This window comes from Actinomadura pelletieri DSM 43383 (assembly GCF_003634705.1).
GTDB lineage: Bacteria > Actinomycetota > Actinomycetes > Streptosporangiales > Streptosporangiaceae > Spirillospora > Spirillospora pelletieri.
The window spans coordinates 58,841-73,015 of sequence record NZ_RBWU01000009.1 but is presented as its reverse complement, the minus strand read 5'-3'; the positions used below and the strand labels follow the sequence as shown (position 1 = coordinate 73,015).

Genomic DNA, 14,175 nt, shown 5'->3' with positions numbered 1-14,175 from the left:
CCTTAGTATCCCGTTCGGCTATTTCCCGGCGATCGCCACGTCCTCGATCTCCACCTTCTTCTTGGGCGCGCCGTCGCCCTTCGGTTCCGAGCCGTCGGCGGCGACCTTGGTCAGCACGTCGAGCCCCTTGGTGATCTTCCCGAACACGGTGTAGTCGGGGTCGAGCTGCGAGTCCTTGTACACGAGGAAGAACTGGCTGCCGTTGGTGTCGGGCCCGCTGTTGGCCATGGCGAGCGTGCCCTCGGTGTAGGTGGCGCCCTTGGTGTTCTCGTTGTCGAACTCGTAGCCCGGTCCGCCCGTGCCCTTGCCCGTGGGGTCGCCGCACTGCAGGACGTTGAGCCCGCCGCTCGTCAGCCGGTGGCACGGCGACTTGTCGAAGTAGTTCTTCTGCGCCAGGAAGGCGAAGGAGTTGACCGTGCAGGGCGCCTTCTCGCCGAACAGCTGCATCTCCACGTCGCCGCGGTTGGTCTTGACGGTCGCCTGGACGGTGCCCGTGTAGGCGGGCTTGCCCGGGGGCTTGCCGACGTCCTTGGCGGCCGGGGCCTGCGCGGTCTTGTAGTCGCACTTCGGTCCGGCGGCCGTGGACTCCTCGTCACCGGTCACGACCATGAACACGCCGCCGCCGGCGGCGACGACCGCGACCGCGGCGGCCGAGCCGATGATCTTGAGTCGGCGGGCGCGCGCCGCCTCCTCGGCCCGTCGCTGCTGCTGGCGCTCGTAGCGCTGGCGCGCGAGCTGCTTCTTGCGGTCCTTCCCCGCCACGTCTATGGCCCCTTCGGTGTGATCAGATGAACGTGCAGCGCATAGTAGCGGCACCCGCGCGTAAAATCGCCTCCGCTTTCAGGGAGCGCTTCGCCGGGTCTCGCGACACGGCGACGCCCTATCTCGTTCGCGGAGGCAATGGCCGCGCCGGTACCCTCGGACACGCCCACAGAGATGGTTCGAAGGAAGGACGACCGTGCTCGTCGCCGGGTTCCCCGCCGGGTCTTTCGCCGCGAACTGTTATGTCGTGGCGCCCGCCGCCGGGGAGGAGTGCGTCATCATCGACCCCGGTCAGGACGCCGAGGCCGGGATCGAGGAGATCCTGCGCGAGCATCGGCTGAAGCCGGTCGCGGTGCTGTTGACGCACGGCCACATCGACCATGTCTGGTCGGTGGCGCCGGTGTGCGGGGCGAAGGACGTCCCCGCCTTCATCCATCCGGACGACCGCGACCTGCTCACCGATCCGGCCAAGGGCCTGTCCCTCGCCGCCGGGCAGCAGCTGTTCGGCGGCCTGGAGCTGTCCGAGCCGGACGATGTGCGGGAGCTGACCGACGGATCGGTGCTGGAACTCGCGGGTCTCAGCTTCACCGTCGACCACGCGCCTGGCCATACACCCGGGTCGGTGACGTTCCGGACGCCGAGGACGCGACAGATCCCCGACGTGATGTTCAGCGGCGACCTCCTGTTCGCCGGGTCCATCGGACGCACCGACCTGCCGGGCGGCTCGTACGAGGAGATCCTCGCGAGCCTGTCGCGGGTGTGCCTCACCCTGCCCGACGAGACGGCCGTCCTGCCCGGCCACGGCGAGCAGACCACAATCGGCCGTGAACGGGCGACCAATCCGTTCCTGACCGGACTTGTGCCGGACGATTCAGGGGGCTCGTCCTCCTCGAACGCCCCGGCCGTTCCGGCGGACGGGCCCAACAAGGGATTTTGAGCCTAAGAGACGATGAGTTCGAGTTTCCGGGCCCCCAAGGGGGTCAGTGAATACGTTCCGCCCAGCGCGGATCTCCTCTATGCCGTCCGTGAGGCGTTCGCCGAACAGGCGCGGCTGGCCGGCTACGGCTACATGGAGTTGGCCGTCTTCGAGGACACCAATCTGTTCAGACGGGGCGTCGGCGAGTCCACGGACGTGGTGTCGAAGGAGATGTACACGTTCGAGGACAGGGGCGGCCGGTCGCTGACGCTGCGTCCGGAGTTCACCGCGTCGGTGCTGCGTTCCGTCCTGGAGAACAACCTCCACAAGGGCGCGCTGCCGGTGAAGGTGTGGACGACGGGCCCCGCGTTCCGCGCCGAGCGGCCGCAGCAGGGCCGCTTCCGGCAGTTCTACCAGCTCGACCTGGAGGCGATCGGCAGCGAGGACCCGCGCGTCGACGCGGAGACGATCGCGATCGCGTGGAACTGGTACCGGTCCGTCGGTCTGACGCGGGTGCGGCTGCTGCTGAACTCGCTCGGCTGCCGGGAGTGCCGTCCGGCCTACCGGGCGCTGCTGCAGGACTTCCTGCGCGGCCTCGACCTGGACGACGACACCCGCGCCCGCGTCGAGCTGAACCCGCTGCGGGTGCTGGACGACAAGCGCCCGCAGGTGCGCGCCCAACTCGCGAACGCGCCGCTGGTGGCCGACCACCTGTGCCCGGCCTGCAAGGCCCACCACGACCGGGTCCGGGAACTGCTCGCCGACCTCGGCATCGAGTGGGAGGACACCCCCGCCCTCGTCCGCGGCCTCGACTACTACACCCGCACGACGTACGAGTTCGACCACCCGCTGCTCGGCGCGCAGTCCGGCATCGGCGGCGGCGGACGCTACGACGGGCTGTCGGAGGACATCGGCGGCCCTCCGCTGCCCGGCATCGGGTTCGGCCTCGGCCTGGACCGCACGCTCCTCGCGATGGACGCCGAGGCGCGGGAGCGGGAGTCGGCGGCGGAGAGCGCCGCGTTCACCGTCAGGCCGCGCTGCCAGGCGTTCGGGGTGCCGCTCGGCGAGACGGCCGAACGGCGCCTGTTCACCCTGGTCGCCGAGCTGCGCCGGGCCGGAATCGCCGCCGACATGGCGTTCGGCGGCAAGAAGCTGAAGGGCGCGATGAAGGACGCCGACCGCTCGGGCGCCCGGTACGCCGTGATCCTCGGGGAGCGAGATATCGCCGACGGCGTCGCCCAGGTCAAGGATCTGGCCGAGGGCGAGCAGACCGCCGTCCCGTTGACCGAGATCGTCACGACGTTGAAGGAAAGGCTCGCACCATGATCCGCTCGCACGAGGCGGGGACGCTCCGCAGGGAGCACGCCGGACGGCAGGTCACGCTGGCCGGCTGGGTCGGCCGTCGCCGCGACCACGGCGGCGTCACGTTCATCGACCTGCGGGACGCGTCCGGCGTCGCGCAGGTCGTCTTCAGAGAAGAGGACACGGCGCACGACCTGCGCTCGGAGTTCTGCGTCAAGGTCGTCGGCGAGGTCCGCGTCCGGCCCGAGGGCAACGAGAACCCCGAACTGCCCACCGGCGACGTCGAGGTCGCCGCCACCGACATCGAGGTGCTGTCGGACGCGGCGCCGCTCCCCTTCCCCATCGAGGGCGACGTCAACGTCAACGAGGAGATCCGCCTCAAGTACCGGTACCTGGACCTGCGCCGCGACGCCGTCGCCAAGGCGATGCGGGTCCGTTCCGAGGCGTCGTTCCTGACGCACGAGGTGATGCGCGAGCACGGCTTCGTCAACGTCGAGACGCCGACGCTGACCCGGTCGACGCCGGAGGGCGCCCGCGACTTCCTCGTGCCCGTGCGGCTCCAGCCGGGCCACTGGTACGCGTTGCCGCAGTCGCCGCAGCTGTTCAAGCAGCTGCTCATGGTCGGTGGGCTGGAGCGCTACTACCAGATCGCGCGCTGCTACCGCGACGAGGACTTCCGCGCCGACCGGCAGCCGGAGTTCACCCAGATCGACATCGAGATGTCGTTCTGCGACCAGGACGACGTCCTGACCGTCGGCGAGGACCTCGTCGCCCGACTGTGGAAGGAGATCGACGGGCACGAGATCCCCCGCCCGATCCCCCACATCACCTACGCCGACGCGATGGCGCGGTTCGGCTCCGACAAGCCCGACCTGAGGTTCGGCGTCGAGCTGACCGACATGACCAAGTACTTCGCGGAAACGTCGTTCCGGGTGTTCCAGGCCCCGTACGTCGGCGCGGTCGTCATGCCCGGAGGCGCGTCCCAGACCCGGCGGGAACTGGACGCGTGGCAGGACTGGGCGAAGGCCCGCGGCGCCCGCGGCCTCGCCTACGTGCTCGTCCAGGACGACGGCACGCTCGGCGGTCCCGTCGCCAAGAACCTGTCCGACACCGAGAAGGCCGGGCTGGCCGCGAAGGTCGGCGCCGCCCCCGGCGACGCCGTCTTCTTCGGGGCGGGCAAGCGGCACGCCACGCAGGAACTGCTCGGCGCGGCCCGGCTGGAGATCGGCCGCCGTCGCGAACTGATCGACGAGACGGCCTGGAAGTTCGTGTGGGTCGTCGACGCGCCGATCTTCGAACCGGTGGAGGACGACCGCGGCGAGCAGATCGGCTGGACGTCCGTGCACCACCCGTTCACGGCGCCGAAGCCGGAGTTCGCCGACACGTTCCAGGACGACCCGGGCGGCGCGCTCGCCAACGCCTACGACCTCGTCCTGAACGGCACGGAGATCGGCGGCGGGTCCATCCGTATCCACCGCGCGGAGATGCAGCAGCGGGTGTTCGACGTGCTGGGCCTGTCGAAGGAGGAGGCCGAGTCGAAGTTCGGGTTCCTGCTGGAGGCGTTCAAGTTCGGTCCGCCGCCGCACGGCGGCATCGCGTTCGGCTGGGACCGGATCGTCATGCTCCTCGCCCGGCAGGACTCGATCCGCGACGTGATCGCCTTTCCGAAGGCCGCGTCGGGGTACGACCCGCTGACGGCCGCGCCGACCCCCATCACGCCGCAGCAGCGCGCCGAGGCCGGGGTGGACGTGATCCCCGAGGACGAGCCCGCCGACGGCTGAGCGAGCCGGTCGAGCGAGCCGTACGTACGAGAGGGCGGCGCCGCCCGTTACCGGGTGGCGCCGCTCGTCGTCCGGTAGACGTCGTAGACCCCGTCGATGGACCGGACGGCCTTCAGCACGTGTCCGAGATGCTTCGGGTCGCCCATCTCGAACGTGAACCGCGACACCGCGACCCGGTCACGGGTCGTGGTGACCGACGCCGACAGGATGTTGACGTGCTGGTCGGACAGGACGCGGGTCACGTCCGAAAGCAGCCGGGGACGGTCGAGCGCCTCGACCTGGATCGCGACGAGGAACACCGAGTCCTCGCCGGGGGACCATTTGACGTCGATCAGCCGGTCGGGCTGCGCCTTGAGGCTGGCGATGTTCGCGCAGTCCTCGCGGTGCACGGACACGCCGTGGCCGCGGGTGACGAACCCGATGATGTCGTCGCCCGGGACGGGCGTGCAGCACCGCGACAGGCGCACCCACACGTCGGGGTCGTCGGCGACGACGACGCCCGGGTCTCCGGCGGGACGGCTGCGCTTGCGGCGCGTCGGCAACGCGATCTCGGCGAGGTCCTCGTCGGCGCTCTCCACGCCGCCGAGCGCCTCCACGAGCTTCTGGACGACGTTCTGCGCCGACACCTGGCTCTCGCCGACGGCCGCGTACAGCGACGACACGTCGGGGTAGCGCATGTCGCGGGCGAGGGCGAGCAGCGCCTCACCGGACATCATCCGCTGCAGCGGCATGTTCTGCTTGCGCATCGCGCGGGCGATGGCGTCCTTGCCGGACTCGATCGCGGTGTCGCGGCGCTCCTTGGAGAACCAGTGCTTGATCTTGTTGCGGGCGCGGGCGCTCTTGACGAAGCCGAGCCAGTCGCGGCTCGGGCCGGCGTCCTGCGACTTGGAGGTGAACACCTCGACGGTGTCGCCGTTGTCGAGGGTCGATTCGAGGGGGACGAGACGGCCGTTGACACGGGCGCCGATACATCGGTGCCCGACCTCGGTGTGGATCGCGTACGCGAAGTCGACGGGTGTGGCCCCCTGCGGCAACGCGATCACGTCGCCCTTCGGGGTGAACACGAACACCTCGGAGACCGACAGGTCGAACCGCAGCGACTCCAGGAACTCGGCCGGGTCGGCGGTCTCCTTCTGCCAGTCGAGGAGCTGGCGCAGCCACTGCATGTCACCGGCCTTGCGGCCGCCGACCGTCTCCTCCTTGTACTTCCAGTGCGCGGCGACGCCGTACTCGGCGCGGCGGTGCATCCCCCATGTGCGGATCTGCAGCTCGACGGGCTTGCCCTCGGGGCCGATCACCGTGGTGTGCAGCGACTGGTACATGTTGAACTTCGGCATCGCGATGTAGTCCTTGAACCGGCCGGGGACCGGGTTCCATCGCGCGTGGATCGAGCCGAGCGCGGCGTAGCAGTCGCGGACGCTGTCGACGAGGACCCGGATGCCGACCAGGTCGTAGATGTCGTCGAAGCTGACGTCCCGGGCGATCATCTTCTGGTAGATCGAGTAGTAGTGCTTCGGCCGACCGGTCACGGTGGCCTTGATCCGGGCCTCGCGCAGGTCGGTGGAGACGTTCTCGATCACTTCCTGGAGGTACACGTCGCGGCGCGGGGCGCGTTCGGACACCAGCCGGGCGATCTCGTCGAACCGCTTCGGGTACATGGTGGCGAACGCGAGGTCCTCAAGCTCCCACTTCAGCGTGTTCATGCCGAGGCGGTGGGCGAGGGGCGCGAACACCTCCAGCGTCTCGCGGGCCTTCTTCTCCTGCTTGTGCCGCGGCATGTAGCGCAGCGTCCGCATGTTGTGCAGCCGGTCACCGAGTTTGATCACCAGGACACGGATGTCGCGGGACATCGCCACGACCATCTTGCGGACGGTCTCGGCCTCGGCGGCGTCCCCGTACTTGACCTTGTCGAGCTTGGTGACACCGTCGACCAGGGCGCCGATCTCGTCGCCGAAGTCGGCCTTGAGCTGCTCCAGCGTGTAGGGGGTGTCCTCGACGGTGTCGTGCAGCAGCGCCGCGCAGAGCGTCTCGGTGTTCATGCCGAGCTCGGCGAGGATGGTGGCGACCGCGAGGGGATGGGTGATGTAGGGGTCGCCGCTCTTGCGTTTCTGGTCGCGGTGGTGGTGGGCGGCGACGTCGTAGGCGCGCTCGATGAGCCGCAGGTCGGCCTTGGGGTGGGTGTTGCGGACGGTCTTGATCAGTGGTTCTAGTACCGGGTTCATAGCGGGGCCGCGCTGGGCGCCCAACCTGGCGAGCCTACGGCGCACCCGGGCGGCAGACGGTGGAATCGTGGCCGGCGTGGGCCTGGACGGGACGGAGGGCTCGGACGCGACGGGGTCGGCGGCGTCGGCGGGTGGACCGGAGTCCGGCGGCGTTTCCGGGGCCTTCGGCGGCGCGGACGCCCGGGGGCGCCCGCCCTGCGGAGGCGGCGTCTGTGGCGGCCGGGCCTGCGACGGCTGCGGCCCGGACGGCTGGGTTCGCGATGGCTGGTTCGGCGATGGCCGGGTCGGCGGCGCGGAGGACTGCGCGTCGGAGGCCTGCGGGGCGGCGTTCTGCGATGCGGGGGCGTCAGGCGGTGACGGTTGCGGTCGCGCGGCCCGCGTTTCGGCGATCTGGCCGGACGAGTCCTGCGCGGTGTCGTTCACCGCGTCGGTCGATACCACCTCACCTGGCACCCAGCCTCCTTGGTCCTTACGGGCCTACATCACGGGCCTACATCGCCCGACCCGGCGGGATGCGCCCGTCCCCACCGGGCCCTGATGGCGCCCAGTGTATCCGCCACCCATTTCCCTCTAGACCGTAACCAGCGAATGGATGTCCAAATTTCCCAGTTTGTCGCGCCCGTGCAGGAACGACAGCTCGAGAAGAACCGACAGCCCGGCGACATCGCCCCCGCCACGGCGGACGAGTTCGGCCGCGGCCGCGGCCGTCCCTCCGGTGGCGAGGACGTCGTCGACGATCAGCACCCGGTCTCCCGGGCGGAACGCGTCGTGGTGGATCTCTATGGTCTCGGTCCCGTACTCGAGATCATAGGTCTCCTCGTGCGTCCGCGACGGCAACTTCCCCTTCTTGCGCACCGGGACGAAGCCCGCGCCGAAGTGGTAGGCGACGGGCGCGGCGAGAATGAAGCCCCGGGCCTCGATACCGACGATCTTGTCGATGGTGCCGCGCCCGTGGTGGTTGACGATCGCGTCCACGACACCGGCGAACGCGACATGGTCGGCCAGCAGCGGGGTGATGTCCTTGAACACCACCCCCGGCTTCGGGTAGTCGTCGACGTCCCGGATCCGCTCCCGGATCAGCTTGCCGAGGTCCACGTTCCCGCCCCCACCCGTACTCCGTGCCGCCCGCTCACGGCCTACTTGCCGCCCCGGCGCTGCTGGCGGGTGCCGCGCTTCGGCTGCTGCCGCTGCCCGGTCTGCACCACCTTGCGCACGGTGACGGTGTGGCGGACGTCGGTGGCCTGCTCACCGGTGTCGTCACCGGACGCGTCGGCGTCCGAACCGTCATCCGTCCCGCCGCCGGACGCGCCCGCCGCGGCCTTCACCTTGGTCGCCTTGTTCTGCTTGGCCTGCCGCTTGGCGCTCTGCTCACGCCGGGCCAGGTTCTCGCGGATCTGCCTGTACTTCGGCTCGCGCTCCTTGAACTGGACGAGCAGCGGCGTCGCCACGCAGATCGACGAGTACGTCCCGACGATCATGCCGACGAACAGGGCGAGCGACAGGTCCTTCAGCGTGCCCGCGCCGAACAGCGTGGTACCGATGAACAGGATCGCGCCGACCGGCAGGATCGCGACCAGCGAGGTGTTCAGGGAGCGGACCAGGGTGCTGCTGAGCGCCTGGTTGGCCGCCTCGCTGTAGGTCGTCCTGGAGGTCGGGCCGAGCGGCTTGGTGACCTCCTTGATCATGTCGAACACGACGACCGCGTCGTACAGCGAGTAGCCGAGGATCGTCAGGAAGCCGAGCAGCGTCGCCGGCGTGACCTCGAACCCGGACCAGGCGTACACGCCCGCCGTGATCACCAGGTCGTGGACCAGCGCGACGACGGCGGCCAGCGCCATCCGCCACTCGAACGCCAGCGACAGATACAGGATGATCAGAACCATGAAGACGATCAGCGCCTGCCACGCCTTCTCCTGGATCTCACCACCCCAGGACGCGCCCACGACCTGAGTGCTGATCTTGTCGGTGGGGACGTTCAGCTCCTTGCCCACGCTCGACTTGACCTGGGTGACATGGGTCGAGGACAGGCTCTCGGTCGTGACCCGCCAGTCACCGCCGGCCTTCTGCACGATGACCTGGTGGGCGCCGCCGGCGGAGACCGCGCCGCGGACCTCCTCGATCGAGGCGCTGGAGGCCTTGAACGTGAAGACGGACCCGCCCTTGAACTCGACGCCGAAGTTGAGCCCCTGGACGATCAGTCCCGCGATGGACAGCACCAGCAGGAACCCGGAGATCGCGGTCCAGAGCCGGGGCCGGCCGACGATGTCGGCGCTGATCTCGCCGCGGTAGATCCGCGAGGTGACGGCACGCAGTCCCATGGTCAGGCCTCCTGGCTCGTGCCGGCGGTGGCGGCGGACGACCTCTGTGCCACGCGGTGCAGCTTGCGCGGATCGAGGCCGGAGAGCGGATGGCCGCGGCCGAAGAAGTCCGTCCGCGACAGGAGCGCGACCAGCGGCTTGGTGAAGAAGAACACGACGATGACGTCGATGAGCGTCGTCAGGCCCATCGCGAACGCGAACCCGGCGACACCGCCGACCGCGAGGAAGTACAGCACGAGCGCGGCGAGGAAGGTCACGGCGTCGGCGACCAGGATGGTGCGCCGCGCCCGCTTCCAGGCGCTCTCCACCGACGGCCGCAGCCTGCGCCCGGCCCTCAACTCGTCCCGCAGTCGTTCGAAGTAGACGATGAACGAGTCGGCGGTGATGCCGATGGACACGATGAGGCCGATGATGTGCGGCAGGGAGAGCCGGAAGCCCATCCCCTCACCGAGGATCACGACCGCCACATAGGTGATGGCCGAGGCCACGACCAGGCTGGCGACCGCCACCAGACCGAGGCCCCGGTAGTAGAACATGCAGTAGAGCACGACGAGGCCGAGCCCGATGGCTCCGGCGATGAGACCGCCGGTCAACTGGTCGGACCCGAGCGTGGACGACACCTCGTCGATGGAGCTCTGCGTGAACTCCAGCGGCAGCGCCCCGTACTTGAGGACGTTGGCGAGGTCGGTGGCGTACCGCTGGTCGAAGCTGTCGGGCGGGCCGTCGATGCTGGCGGTGCCGCCGGTGATCGCGCCCTCGCGGATGCTGGGCGCGGAGACGACCCTGCCGTCCAGGACGATCGCGACCTGTGCTCGCGGGGACGACGGGTCCTGCTGGTAGGCCCCGTACGCGTCGGTGGTGACCTCGCCGAACTGGCGGGCGCCCTTGCCGTCGAAGTCCAGCGACACCGACCAGCTGGCCTGGCCCTGCTGGGAGTTCGGCGGCATCGCGTTGGCCTCGTCGACGTTCTCGCCGAGCACCCGGACGGGGCCGAGGATGTACTTGGCGACCTGGTCGGACTCCTCGTCCTGGTCGCAGGCGGCGACGAACTTGCGGTTCGGGTCGTTGGACCCGGGCGCGCGCCGGTCGCCCTGGTAGCAGTTGAGGGCCTCGAACTGCTTGATGACCGCCGGGTCGGTCACGCCGGCGTAGTCCTGGGCGGGGGGCACGGGCGCGCCGGACGGCGGGACCAGCGGCGACGACGGCGAGGCCGGGGCCGACGGTGCCGGGCTCGCCGCCCCGGACGGTGTCGGGGTCGGCGCGGTGAGCGCGTCCGACAGCGCCCTGCCGCGCGGTGTGGCCGACGGCGACGCCTTGGCGCTCGCGGTCGGCGACACCGAGGGCGAGGGGCTCTTGTCGCCCTTCTTCGGCTTGCCGGACGAGCTCGCCGACGGAGCCGGCGCGGGGCCGGTCGACGGCCTGCCGTCGGCGATGGCGAACACCTGGCGGAACTGCAACTTCGCCGTCGTGCCGATCAGGCTGACGACGCGGCTCTGCCCCTCGCCGGGGACGTTCACCACGATGTTGTTGCTGCCCTGCTTGGTGACCTCGGCGTCGGACACGCCCAGACCGTTGACCCGCCGGGTCATGATCTTGACGGCCTGGTCCATCTGCTCGGTCGGCGGGTTCTTGCCGCTCGTCGTCTTGGCGGTGAGCGTCACGGTCGTCCCGCCGGCGAGGTCGAGCCCCAGCTTCGGCGTGGTCTGGCCCTGCCAGACCGCTACGCCGGCGAGGACCAGCAGGGTTGCGAAGAGCGCGAGAAGCGTGCGCCCGGGCTTGGGAGCGTTACTGGGCGGGGCCACTGGTCGTCGTACTTCCCGTCTTGAGTCGTCACCGGCGGAGGGTCAGGCGGACGGCTTGTCCGCGGCCTTGACCTTCAGCCTCCTCCTGGGCTTGGACTCCGCGGCCTCGTCGTCTTGGCCCGACGCCTCCGCCTTGCCCGTCTCGTCCGTCCGGTCGTCCTTGGTGTCGTCCGCGGCCTTGTCGGCGGCCTCGTCCGTGCCCTCGTCCGTGCCCTCGTCCGTGGCCTCGTCCTCGGTCGCGGTCTCGTCCTTGGCGAGGTCGACGCGGCCCTCGTCGCCGTCCTGGTCGTCGTCGAGTTCCGCCGGCTCGTCGTCCTTGAGGACCTGCATGACGGCCTGGCGGAGGAAGTGGACCTCCACACCGTCGGCGATCTCCAGGAGCACGCCGTCGTCGTCGACCGCCACGACCGTCGCGCGCATACCGCTGGTCGTCACCACCCGAGCGCCGGGCTCGATGGCGTTCTGCATCTCCAACTGCTGCTTGCGGCGCTTGCTCTGCGGCCGGATCAGCAGGAGGTAGAAGACCAGGGGAACGGCGAGGAGCAGAAGCAGGTTGAAAGCCCCGCTCCCGCCGGACTCCGCCGCGAGAATAACTTCGCTGCCCATTACCGGGGCATCCTTCCGATGTCGTTTGCCCAGCCTGTGACCGGACCGGTCACGTTCACGGGACCGCCGGCTGGAGGCGGTGAACCAAGTCCCGGAGTCTAGAGAGTACGCGAGACCCCGGCAACGACGCGACGACCGGCGACGCCGGGAAGTTCCCAACCCGTTACCCGAATGATCACTGTTCGGTGGGATCGGCCTTCTCGCCCCGGTCGTCGTCCAGGTCGAACAGCGTCCCGGCCAGCGGCGCGGTCGGCGGCGGGGTCAGCCCGAGATGCGCCCACGCGGCGCCCGTGGCGACCCGTCCCCGCGGCGTCCTGGCCAGCAGCCCCTGCCGGACGAGGAACGGCTCCGCGACGACCTCCACGGTCTCCGGTTCCTCCCCGACCGACACCGCCAGCGTCGACAGGCCGACCGGCCCCCCGCCGAACTTGCGCAGCAGCGACCCGAGGACGGCGCGGTCGAGCCGGTCAAGGCCCCGTTCGTCCACCTCGTACAACGCCAGTGCCGTTCGGGCCGATTCCCTGTCGACCCTCCCGTCGCCGCGAACCTCGGCGTAGTCGCGGACGCGGCGCAGCAGCCGGTTGGCGATGCGGGGCGTGCCCCGGGAGCGTCCGGCGACCTCGGCGGCGCCGTCGTCGGTGATCTCCACGTCCAGCAGCCGCGCCGACCGGCGGACGATGATCTCCAGCTCGGCGGGCTCGTAGAAGTCCATGTGCGCGACGAACCCGAACCGGTCGCGCAGCGGCCCCGGCAGCATCCCCGCGCGGGTGGTGGCGCCCACCAGCGTGAACGGCGCGATGTCGAGGGGGATCGCGGTGGCGCCCGGCCCCTTGCCGACGACGACGTCGACGCGGAAGTCCTCCATCGCCATGTAGAGCATCTCCTCGGCGGGCCGCGCCAGCCGGTGGATCTCGTCCAGGAACAGCACCTCGCCCTCGGCGAGGGTCGACAGTACCGCGGCGAGGTCGCCGGCGCGTTCGATGGCGGGTCCGGACGAGATCCGCAGCGGCTGCCCGAGCTCCGCGGCGATGATCATGGCGAGGGTGGTCTTGCCGAGGCCGGGTCCGCCCGACAGCAGTACGTGGTCGGGCGTACGGCCGCGCCGCAGCGCGCCGTGCAGCACGAGCGACAGTTGTTCGCGGACGCGTTCCTGCCCGATGAAGTCGTCGAGCCGCTTCGGCCGCAGCGCGGCCTCGATCACCTGTTCCTCGGGCCCGTCCGCGTCCGCCGACACCAGCCGCTCGGGTTCGCTTCCGGCGCTCATTTGCTCAGCTTCTTCAGCGCCGACCGCAGCAGGGTCGCGACCGGGGGCGTCTCGCCCCCGTCGAGTTCGGCGGCGACGGCGTCCACGGCGGCGTCGGCGTCCTTGGCGGACCAGCCGAGGTTGATCAGGCCCAGCTGGACCTGCTCGCGCCACGGTTCGGCGCGGAGGGGCACCCGGACGTCGGCCGCGCCGTCCCCGACCGGGCCGCCGAGGCGGTCCCGCAGTTCCAGGACGATCCGCTGGGCGCCCTTCTTGCCGATGCCGGGGACCTTGGTGAGCGCGGTCACGTCCTCGGTGGCCATCGCGTGGCGCAGCGCGTTGGGGGTGTGCACGGCGAGCATCGCCAGCGCGAGGCGCGGCCCGACGCCGCTCGCGGTCTGCAGCAGTTCGAAGACGGCGCGTTCGTCGTCGTCGGCGAAACCGAACAGGGTGAGGGAGTCCTCGCGGACGACCAGGGAGGTCGGGACCGTCGCCTCCTCGCCGACCCGCAGTCCGGCGAGCGTGGCCGGGGTGCACTGCACCGACAGGCCGACGCCGTGCACGTCGATCACCGCCCCGTCGGGCCCGGCGGCGGCCACCCGGCCGCTGACGAAGGCGATCATTCGCTGCTTCCTCCTCTGGTCCGGGCGGCGAGCCGCTCCCGCTCGGCCCGCGCCGCCTCCTCGATCCGCGACCGCCGGGCGTGGGCGAGGCGATGCTGGGCGCCGCCGCGCCACACATGGCAGATGGCGAGCGCGAGCGCGTCCGCGGCGTCGGCGGGCTTCGGCGCGGTGTCCAGGGACAACAGCCGTGTCACCATCCTGGTGATCTGCGCCTTGTCGGCGCGGCCGTTTCCGGTCACGGCGGCCTTGGCCTCGCTCGGGGTGTACAGCGCGACGGGCAGCCCGCGCCGGGCCGCCGCGAGGATCGCGATCCCGGCCGCCTGCGCGGTGCCCATGACGGTGCGGACGTTGTGCTGGGAGAACACCCGCTCGACGGCGATGGCATCGGGACGCAGCTCGTCGACGAGGGCCTCGATGCCCGACTCGATGCCCAGCAGGCGCAGGGGGTGGTCCTCGTCGGGCGCGGTCCGCACGACGGACACGTGCACCAGGTGGAGCCGTTTGCCCGGGGCGCCCTCGACGACGCCCACCCCGCACCGGGTGAGCCCGGGGTCCACCCCCATCACCCGCACGGCCGCTCCTTCGATCATCTGTTCGGCC

12 protein-coding genes are annotated in these 14,175 nt (G+C 70.5%); 3 read left to right on the top strand and 9 right to left on the bottom strand.

What is annotated here, in order from left to right; all coding sequences use genetic code 11:
* Window positions 1-18: 18 nt before the first annotated feature.
* On the bottom strand, window positions 19-762 hold the full coding sequence (locus BZB76_RS33370; protein WP_121438438.1) for a peptidylprolyl isomerase: 744 nt from the start codon (window positions 760-762) through the stop codon (window positions 19-21).
* Between the two features lie 196 nt (window positions 763-958).
* Between BZB76_RS33370 and BZB76_RS33365 the strand changes: the two genes are divergently transcribed.
* Genes BZB76_RS33365 through aspS form a run of 3 tightly spaced genes read left to right on the top strand, consistent with a single transcriptional unit; the run spans window position 959 to window position 4,761 of the window.
* The gene (locus BZB76_RS33365; RefSeq protein WP_121438437.1) at window positions 959-1,699 is read left to right on the top strand and encodes an MBL fold metallo-hydrolase; all 741 of its coding nucleotides are present in this window, start codon (window positions 959-961) and stop codon (window positions 1,697-1,699) included.
* Between the two features lie 12 nt (window positions 1,700-1,711).
* Window positions 1,712-3,004 (top strand): histidine--tRNA ligase, encoded by a 1,293-nt coding sequence (gene hisS, locus BZB76_RS33360; protein WP_121438436.1) that lies wholly within the window; start codon window positions 1,712-1,714, stop codon window positions 3,002-3,004.
* Complete coding sequence (aspS, locus tag BZB76_RS33355; protein ID WP_121438435.1) at window positions 3,001-4,761, top strand: aspartate--tRNA ligase; 1,761 nt, start codon at window positions 3,001-3,003, stop codon at window positions 4,759-4,761. The genes hisS and aspS overlap by 4 nt, the downstream gene beginning before the upstream one ends.
* 47 nt (window positions 4,762-4,808) lie before the next feature.
* Here the strand turns inward: aspS and BZB76_RS33350 are convergent, their stop codons facing one another.
* From BZB76_RS33350 to ruvC, 8 genes are all read right to left on the bottom strand, one after another.
* A complete protein-coding gene (locus tag BZB76_RS33350; RefSeq protein WP_170180887.1) occupies window positions 4,809-6,983 on the bottom strand; it encodes a RelA/SpoT family protein in 2,175 nt (724 codons plus the stop codon).
* 570 nt (window positions 6,984-7,553) lie between these two features.
* Window positions 7,554-8,078, bottom strand: a complete 525-nt coding sequence (locus BZB76_RS33345; RefSeq protein WP_121438433.1) for an adenine phosphoribosyltransferase — start codon at window positions 8,076-8,078, stop codon at window positions 7,554-7,556.
* A gap of 41 nt (window positions 8,079-8,119) precedes the next feature.
* On the bottom strand, window positions 8,120-9,301 hold the full coding sequence (gene secF, locus BZB76_RS33340) for a protein translocase subunit SecF (RefSeq protein WP_121438432.1): 1,182 nt from the start codon (window positions 9,299-9,301) through the stop codon (window positions 8,120-8,122).
* Between the two features lie 2 nt (window positions 9,302-9,303).
* The gene (gene secD / locus BZB76_RS33335) at window positions 9,304-11,103 is read right to left on the bottom strand and encodes a protein translocase subunit SecD (protein WP_246007373.1); all 1,800 of its coding nucleotides are present in this window, start codon (window positions 11,101-11,103) and stop codon (window positions 9,304-9,306) included.
* Between the two features lie 42 nt (window positions 11,104-11,145).
* A complete protein-coding gene (gene yajC, locus BZB76_RS33330; RefSeq protein WP_121438431.1) occupies window positions 11,146-11,709 on the bottom strand; it encodes a preprotein translocase subunit YajC in 564 nt (187 codons plus the stop codon).
* Between the two features lie 175 nt (window positions 11,710-11,884).
* Entirely contained in the window at window positions 11,885-12,973 is a 1,089-nt protein-coding gene (gene ruvB / locus BZB76_RS33325) for a Holliday junction branch migration DNA helicase RuvB (RefSeq protein WP_121438430.1), read from the bottom strand.
* Complete coding sequence (gene ruvA, locus BZB76_RS33320) at window positions 12,970-13,575, bottom strand: Holliday junction branch migration protein RuvA (protein ID WP_121438429.1); 606 nt, start codon at window positions 13,573-13,575, stop codon at window positions 12,970-12,972. The genes ruvB and ruvA overlap by 4 nt, the downstream gene beginning before the upstream one ends.
* Window positions 13,572-14,147: a crossover junction endodeoxyribonuclease RuvC gene (gene ruvC / locus BZB76_RS33315; RefSeq protein ID WP_121438479.1), complete on the bottom strand. Its 576-nt coding sequence runs from the start codon at window positions 14,145-14,147 to the stop codon at window positions 13,572-13,574. Before ruvC ends, ruvA begins: the two co-directional genes overlap by 4 nt.
* Window positions 14,148-14,175 lie beyond the last annotated feature (28 nt).

What these genes read in the sequence shown, in the direction of transcription:
- hisS (WP_121438436.1), top strand. Translation starts at nt 1,712, where the DNA reads ATGAGTTCGAGTTTCCGGGCCCCCAAGGGGGTCAGTGAATACGTTCCG.
- aspS (WP_121438435.1), top strand. Translation starts at nt 3,001, where the DNA reads ATGATCCGCTCGCACGAGGCGGGGACGCTCCGCAGGGAGCACGCCGGA.
- BZB76_RS33350 (WP_170180887.1), bottom strand. Translation starts at nt 6,983, where the DNA reads ATGAACCCGGTACTAGAACCACTGATCAAGACCGTCCGCAACACCCAC.
- secF (WP_121438432.1), bottom strand. Translation starts at nt 9,301, where the DNA reads ATGGGACTGCGTGCCGTCACCTCGCGGATCTACCGCGGCGAGATCAGC.
- yajC (WP_121438431.1), bottom strand. Translation starts at nt 11,709, where the DNA reads ATGGGCAGCGAAGTTATTCTCGCGGCGGAGTCCGGCGGGAGCGGGGCT.
- ruvB (WP_121438430.1), bottom strand. Translation starts at nt 12,973, where the DNA reads ATGAGCGCCGGAAGCGAACCCGAGCGGCTGGTGTCGGCGGACGCGGAC.
- ruvA (WP_121438429.1), bottom strand. Translation starts at nt 13,575, where the DNA reads ATGATCGCCTTCGTCAGCGGCCGGGTGGCCGCCGCCGGGCCCGACGGG.